The sequence below is a fragment of the Streptomyces kebangsaanensis genome, assembly GCF_001906585.1.
Classification (GTDB): domain Bacteria; phylum Actinomycetota; class Actinomycetes; order Streptomycetales; family Streptomycetaceae; genus Streptomyces; species Streptomyces kebangsaanensis.
In genome coordinates, this window is sequence record NZ_JUJA01000109.1 from 1 (window position 1) to 5,852 (window position 5,852).

Sequence of the window (5,852 nt, forward strand, 5' to 3'; positions counted from 1 at the left end):
TTTCCCAGTGCCCGCGTCGGCCGCTCCCGTGGGGGCCGCTCCCGTGGGGGCCGCTCATGGCCGGGATGCGTGGGCGCGGGAGCGAGTACGGGCACCGTCGGGGTCCGCAGCGGGAACGCCAGGGGGCGCAGGGCGGCTTCCAGGTCGTCGAGGTCCGGGCGGTCCGCCGGGTTCTTCTTCAGCAGGGCCGTCAGGACCTCGGTCAACGGGCCTGCCGGGGCGGGCAGCCGCGGCTCCTCGTGCAGGACCGCGTACAGGGTCGCGAGAGTCGTGTCGCGGGAGAACGGGGAGCGTCCGCCCAGGGCCGCGCACAGGGTGGCGCCGAGGGACCACAGGTCGGACGGCGGGCCCTGGGGGCGGCCGGAGACGCGTTCGGGGGCCATGTAGTCGGGGGAGCCGACCAGCATGCCGGCCATGGTGAGCGCCTTGGTGTCCTGGATCGCGGCGATACCGAAGTCGGTCAGGACGACACGCCCGCCGTCGCGTTCCACCAGGACGTTGCCGGGCTTGATGTCCCGGTGCAGCACGCCCCTGGCGTGCACCTGGCGCAGCGCCGCCACCAGTGCGAGGCCGGTGCGGGCCGTCTCCGGCGGGTCCAGCGGGCCGTCCTCCGCGACGACCTGTTCGAGGGAGCGGCCGGGCACCAGTTCCATGACGATCCACAGGCGTTCGCCCTCGTCCACGACGTCGTACACGCGGACCACGTTCGGGTGGTCGATCCGCGCCGTGGCCCGGGCCTCGCGCAGGACGCGTTCGCGGCGGGTGCGGGCGTCCTCGTCGTCGAGGCCGTCGATGCGCATTTCCTTGACCGCGACCGGCCGGTCGAGTATTTCGTCGGCGGCTCGCCACACCCGCCCCATTCCCCCCTGGCCGATACTCTCGGCCAGCCGGTAGCGCCCCGTCACCAATAGCCCCGGAACACCGCCACTCATCGAATTCCCCGGCAATTCGCTGCACCCCCTCAACGGCGCCCCACCCGGCCCCCCACGGGAACACAATGGTCACACTTCGGGTCCTCCCAGCATAGTGCGGGGAAATCTTGTGGTACCTCTTTTGATACTGCGAATTCAGGCGCAGCCAAGGGGGGCGAACATGGGTTCTCGTCGCATGACGACCATTGCGGGGTCGCTGGTCACAGTATCTTTCTCGGCGGTGATGATCTTTTCCTGCACCGCCGTCGCGGACGACCAGGGACCGGGGAGCAGCCAGGGGGGAAAGGTCGTCGACAAGGCGCCGGAGGGCGTGAAGGTGAGCACGCTGCTCCCGAAGAAGATCACGGTGGACAACGGTTCGAAAAAGACGGCGATTACCGCCACCGTGAAGAACGGCGGGACAAAGGACAGCGGTGACCTCAAACTCCTGGTCGTCGGTTTCGACGGCCTGAAGGTCACGAATGTGCGGGGCTGCTCGGCGATCCCGGAAAAGGATCTGCCGGCCGGTTCGAACAGCGGTTTCAGCTGTGCGGTCGGCCATCTGGCCGCGGGCGCGTCGAAGTCGTACGCCGTCGACGCGACGTACGACCTGGACAAGGAGGGGAAGATCTGCCTGCCCGTGCAGACGGGCGACGGGAGGAAGACGTACTGGCAGCAGGGCCCGGTGCCGTTCGGAACGACGAACCCGTCCCCGAACGCCCCCGCCACACCGCTGCTGCTGGGCACCGACAACAAGCCGGTCACCCCGGCCGGCGAGCTGCCCAGGACCGGCCTCGGGCGTGACGCCCTTCCGCTGGGCGCGGTCGGCGCCGCCCTGGTCGCGACGGGCGCGGCCGGGATGTGGTGGTCACGACGGCGGGCACGGGAGGGTCGGGCCTGACGGCGCCCGGGAGGGTCGGGCCTGACGGCACGGAACGCGGAAGAGGTCCGCCGGGCCGGCCTCGTGAGGCGGCCCGGCGGACCTCTTCCGCGGGAACTACGGCGTCACACGGTGAGCCGTCACTTCCTGGCGAGCTTCCAGGCGGTGGGCAGCAGGCCCATGGCCAGGGCGGCCTTCAGGGCGTCACCGATCAGGAACGGGGTGAGGCCGGCCGCGATCGCGGCGGACGCGGACATGCCGGCGGCCAGGGCCAGGTAGGGCACGCCGACCGCGTAGATGACCGCCGAGCCCAGCACCATCGTGCCGGCCGTGCGCCAGGCGTTGCGGTCGCCGCCGCGGCGGGCCAGGGCGCCGACCACGGTGGCGGCGAGCAGCATGCCGAGGACGTAGCCGAAGGAGACGGCGGTCGCGCCCGAGGCGCCGCCCGCGAACCACGGCACGCCCGCGACGCCCGCGAGCGCGTACAGGGCGAGGGCGAGGAAGCCCCGGCCGGCGCCGAGCGAGGTGCCCACCAGCAGGGCCGCGAAGGTCTGGCCGGTCACCGGCACCGGGGAGCCCGGCACGGGCACCGCGATCTGGGCGGCGACTCCGGTGAGCGCGGCGCCGCCCACCACGAGCGCGATGTCCCGGACGCGGGACGCAGGCAGCAGGTCGGCGAGGACGACCCCGGTACGGGCGGGGGTGGCGGCGGTGCTCATGGGGACTCCGGGGGTCATTGCAGTTCGGGACACGGCGACGCTATCCCAGCGGTGACGCGATGATCACCGTCAGCGCTCGACAAGGGGAGAATGGGCGCTTCGTCGCCTTCGCACAAAGGGCGGACCGTACACCTGGCGGGACGTGACGCCGGTCACTGAGGTGGAGCGGTTTCCGCCACTTTCCCGGCCCGGCGCGAGCTGTATGGTCCCGCCAAACGGCGCATCGCCCGCCCTGTAGCCGACGTCTCGCTCTGTGTACAAAACGCGTCCGGATGGTGGACGGGCGCTCCGCGCCGCCGAGCAGCCGCCCCAGACTGTGGGGGTTTTCGCACCCCCACCTTGGACGAGCCGCCCCCATGCCGAGCACCACCACCGTCGAACGGCCCCCGCGGGCGGACGACGACGCCTCCCTCTCCCACGGCCTGAAACAGCGCCACCTGTCGATGATCGCCCTCGGCGGTGTGATCGGCGCCGGCCTGTTCGTCGGGTCCGGCGCGGGCATCGCCGCCGCCGGTCCCTCGATCGTCGTCGCCTACACCCTGTCCGGCCTGCTCGTGATGCTGGTGATGCGGATGCTGGGCGAGATGTCGGCGGCCCACCCGTCGTCGGGTTCGTTCTCCGCGCACGCCGAGCGGGCGTTCGGCCCGTGGGCCGGGTTCACCGCGGGCTGGTCGTTCTGGGTGCTGCTGTGCACGGCGGTCGGCCTGGAGGGCATCGGCGCCGCGAAGATCGTCACCGGCTGGCTGCCGGGCACGCCGGAGTGGGCGTGGGTGGCGCTGTTCATGGTGGTGTTCTGCGGCACGAACCTGGCCGCGGTGAAGAACTTCGGCGAGTTCGAGTTCTGGTTCGCCGCGCTGAAGGTCGGCGCGATCACCCTGTTCCTGGTCCTCGGTGTCCTCGCGATCGCCGGCGTGCTGCCCGGCACCCACGCGCCGGGCGCCTCGAACCTCACCGACTTCCTCCCGCACGGCGCCCACGGACTGATCGTCGGCCTGCTCGCCTCCGTCTTCGCCTACGGCGGCCTGGAGACGGTGACCATCGCGGCGGCCGAGTCGGAGGACCCGGTGCGCGGCGTGGCGAGCGCCGTCCGTACGGCGATGTGGCGCATCGCGCTGTTCTACATCGGCTCCATGGCGGTCGTCGTCACCCTTGTCCCGTGGGACTCCGAGGCAGTCGTGACGAAGGGCCCGTACGTCGCCGCCCTCGACCGCCTCGGCATCCCGGGCGCCGGTCAGCTGATGAACGTGGTGGTGCTGGTCGCGCTGCTGAGCGCGATGAACGCCAACATCTACGGCGCCTCGCGCATCGCGTACTCGCTGGTCGGACGCGGTCAGGGCCCCAGGGTGCTGGCGAAGGTCTCGGGCGGGGTCCCGCGGGTCGCGGTGCTGGGCAGCTGCTTCTTCGGTTTCGTGTGCGTGCTGCTCAGCTACTGGCGGCCGAGCGACGTCTTCCCCTGGCTGCTGAACATGATCGGCGCGGTGATCCTCGTCGTCTGGTTCTTCATCGCCGTCTCCCAGCTGCGGCTGCGGCGCAGGCTGGAGGCCGAGGCGCCGGAGAGGCTGGTCGTACGGATGTGGGCGTTCCCCTGGCTCACCTGGGTGGCCCTGGCCGGCATGGCGGCCGTCTTCGTCCTGATGGCCCGGGAGCCCGGCACGCGGGTGCAGCTGTACTCGACGGGCGCGATGACGCTGGTCCTGGCGGCGATCGGCTGCGCCTGGCAGCGCACACGCGGGCGGAGCTGACGCGAACACACCCCCAGAGGCTTGTTGTCGCTCGCCCGCAGTTGCACTAGCTTTGCAATAGCGGCCCGGGGCGGGACCTGTGCCCGGCGATCGTCTTCTCACCCTTCACCCGGGCGGACGGAACGGCGGAAGCCCCCGCGAGCGCGGTCCCCCTCCGGAGGGGAGCGACTCGCGGGGGCTTCCGCCGACCGGCCGGATCAGAGGTTGCCGAAGTCCGGGCCCGCCGTGCGGGTGCGCTTCAGTTCGTAGAAGCCGGGGACCGAGGCGACCGCGAGGGTGCCGTCCCACAGGCGGGCGGCCTGCTCGCCCTTCGGGGTGGGGGTGACGACCGGGCCGAAGAAGGCGATCTGCTCGCCGTCGGGGCCGGGGACGGCGATGACCGGGGTGCCGACGTCCTGGCCGACCTTGTCGATGCCCTCCTTGTGGGAGGCGCGCAGCTCGGCGTCGAACTCGAAGTCCTCCTGGTCGGCGTAGTCGATCAGGCCGGCGGGCAGGCCGACCTCCTCCAGCGCGGCGGCGATCGCCTCGCGGGTGGGGCCCTCGTCGCGGTTGTGGAAGCGGGTGCCGAGCGCGGTGTAGAGCGGGCCGAGGACGTCCTCGCCGTGCTTCTGCCAGGCCGCGGTGACCACGCGCACCGGCGCCCACGCCTTGGTGGTGAGCAGCTCGCGGTAGTCCTCGGGCAGCTCGTCCAGCCTGGGCTCGTTCAGCACCGCCAGGCTCATGATGTGCCAGCGGACCTCGACGTCCCGCACCTTCTCCACTTCCAGCACCCACCGGGACGTCATCCAGGCCCAGGGGCACAGCGGGTCGAACCAGAAGTCGACGGGGGTCCTGCCGGACGACGGGGTCGCGGTGGGGGTGGTCTCGGGCATGGCTCTCCTCAGAAGTTCGGTCCTTCAACGATCAACAAGGATCGTCCGCCCGCGCATTCCCGGCTGCCACATGTCAGGGGCACATGGCAGGATCGATCCTGTCCACATCCTGAACACGTTCGAGGGAGTGCCGCACGTGCCCGGTGAGAATCTGTCCCGCGACGAGGCCCGGGAGCGGGCCGCGCTGCTGTCCGTCGACGGATACGAGGTGTCCCTGGACGTGCGGTCCGCGGTGGGCGAGCAGGCCGGGGAGGGGCCGCGGACGTTCCGGTCCGTGACCACGATCCGCTTCCGCTGCAACGAGCCCGGCGCCTCCAGCTTCGCCGACCTGATCGCGCCGAGCGTCACCGCCGTCTCGCTCAACGGCAAGGACCTCGACCCCAGCGAGGTCTTCGACGGCTCCCGGATCGTCCTGGAGGAGCTGGCCGCCGACAACGAGCTGGTCGTGGACGCCCAGTGCGCCTACTCCCGCACCGGCGAGGGCCTGCACCGCTTCGTCGACCCGGAGGACGGCGAGGTCTACCTCTACACCCAGTACGAGCCGGCCGACTCCCGCCGCGTCTTCGCCAACTTCGAGCAGCCCGACCTCAAGGCACCCTTCCGCTTCGAGGTGCGGGCGCCGGAGGACTGGACGGTGTGGAGCAACGGGGCGGGCGAGCGCGGAGAAGAAGGGCGCGGAGCGCTTCCGCAGAAGGGTGGTGGTGGGCGACGGGCGGGCGGGGTGTGGC

At 71.6% G+C, this 5,852-nt stretch carries 5 protein-coding genes and 1 pseudogene; 3 read left to right on the forward strand and 3 right to left on the reverse strand.

Annotation, left to right across the window (positions count from 1 at the left end):
- The coding region (locus tag RH94_RS15725) for a serine/threonine-protein kinase (RefSeq protein WP_234425802.1) at positions 1–860 on the reverse strand (860 nt) is incomplete at its 3' end.
- 232 nt (positions 861–1,092) lie between these two features.
- Here RH94_RS15725 and RH94_RS15730 point away from each other — a divergent pair.
- Positions 1,093–1,812, forward strand: a complete 720-nt coding sequence (locus RH94_RS15730; RefSeq protein WP_073948215.1) for a hypothetical protein — start codon at positions 1,093–1,095, stop codon at positions 1,810–1,812.
- Positions 1,813–1,931: 119 nt separating this feature from the next.
- On the opposite strand, the gene RH94_RS15735 is transcribed toward RH94_RS15730, so the two are convergent.
- Positions 1,932–2,510, reverse strand: a complete 579-nt coding sequence (locus tag RH94_RS15735; RefSeq protein WP_073948216.1) for a biotin transporter BioY — start codon at positions 2,508–2,510, stop codon at positions 1,932–1,934.
- Between the two features lie 356 nt (positions 2,511–2,866).
- Here RH94_RS15735 and RH94_RS15740 point away from each other — a divergent pair, with 356 nt between their 5' ends.
- Entirely contained in the window at positions 2,867–4,252 is a 1,386-nt protein-coding gene (locus tag RH94_RS15740; RefSeq protein WP_073948217.1) for an amino acid permease, read from the forward strand.
- Between the two features lie 197 nt (positions 4,253–4,449).
- Here RH94_RS15740 and RH94_RS15745 read toward each other — a convergent pair whose 3' ends face one another.
- Positions 4,450–5,124 carry a mycothiol-dependent nitroreductase Rv2466c family protein gene (locus RH94_RS15745; protein ID WP_073948218.1) on the reverse strand — a complete coding sequence of 225 codons (675 nt, stop codon included), beginning with the start codon at positions 5,122–5,124 and terminating at the stop codon, positions 4,450–4,452.
- A gap of 136 nt (positions 5,125–5,260) precedes the next feature.
- On the opposite strand from RH94_RS15745, the pseudogene RH94_RS43505 reads away from it, so the two are divergent.
- Positions 5,261–5,852: pseudogene (locus RH94_RS43505) on the forward strand (hypothetical protein); the annotation flags it as partial.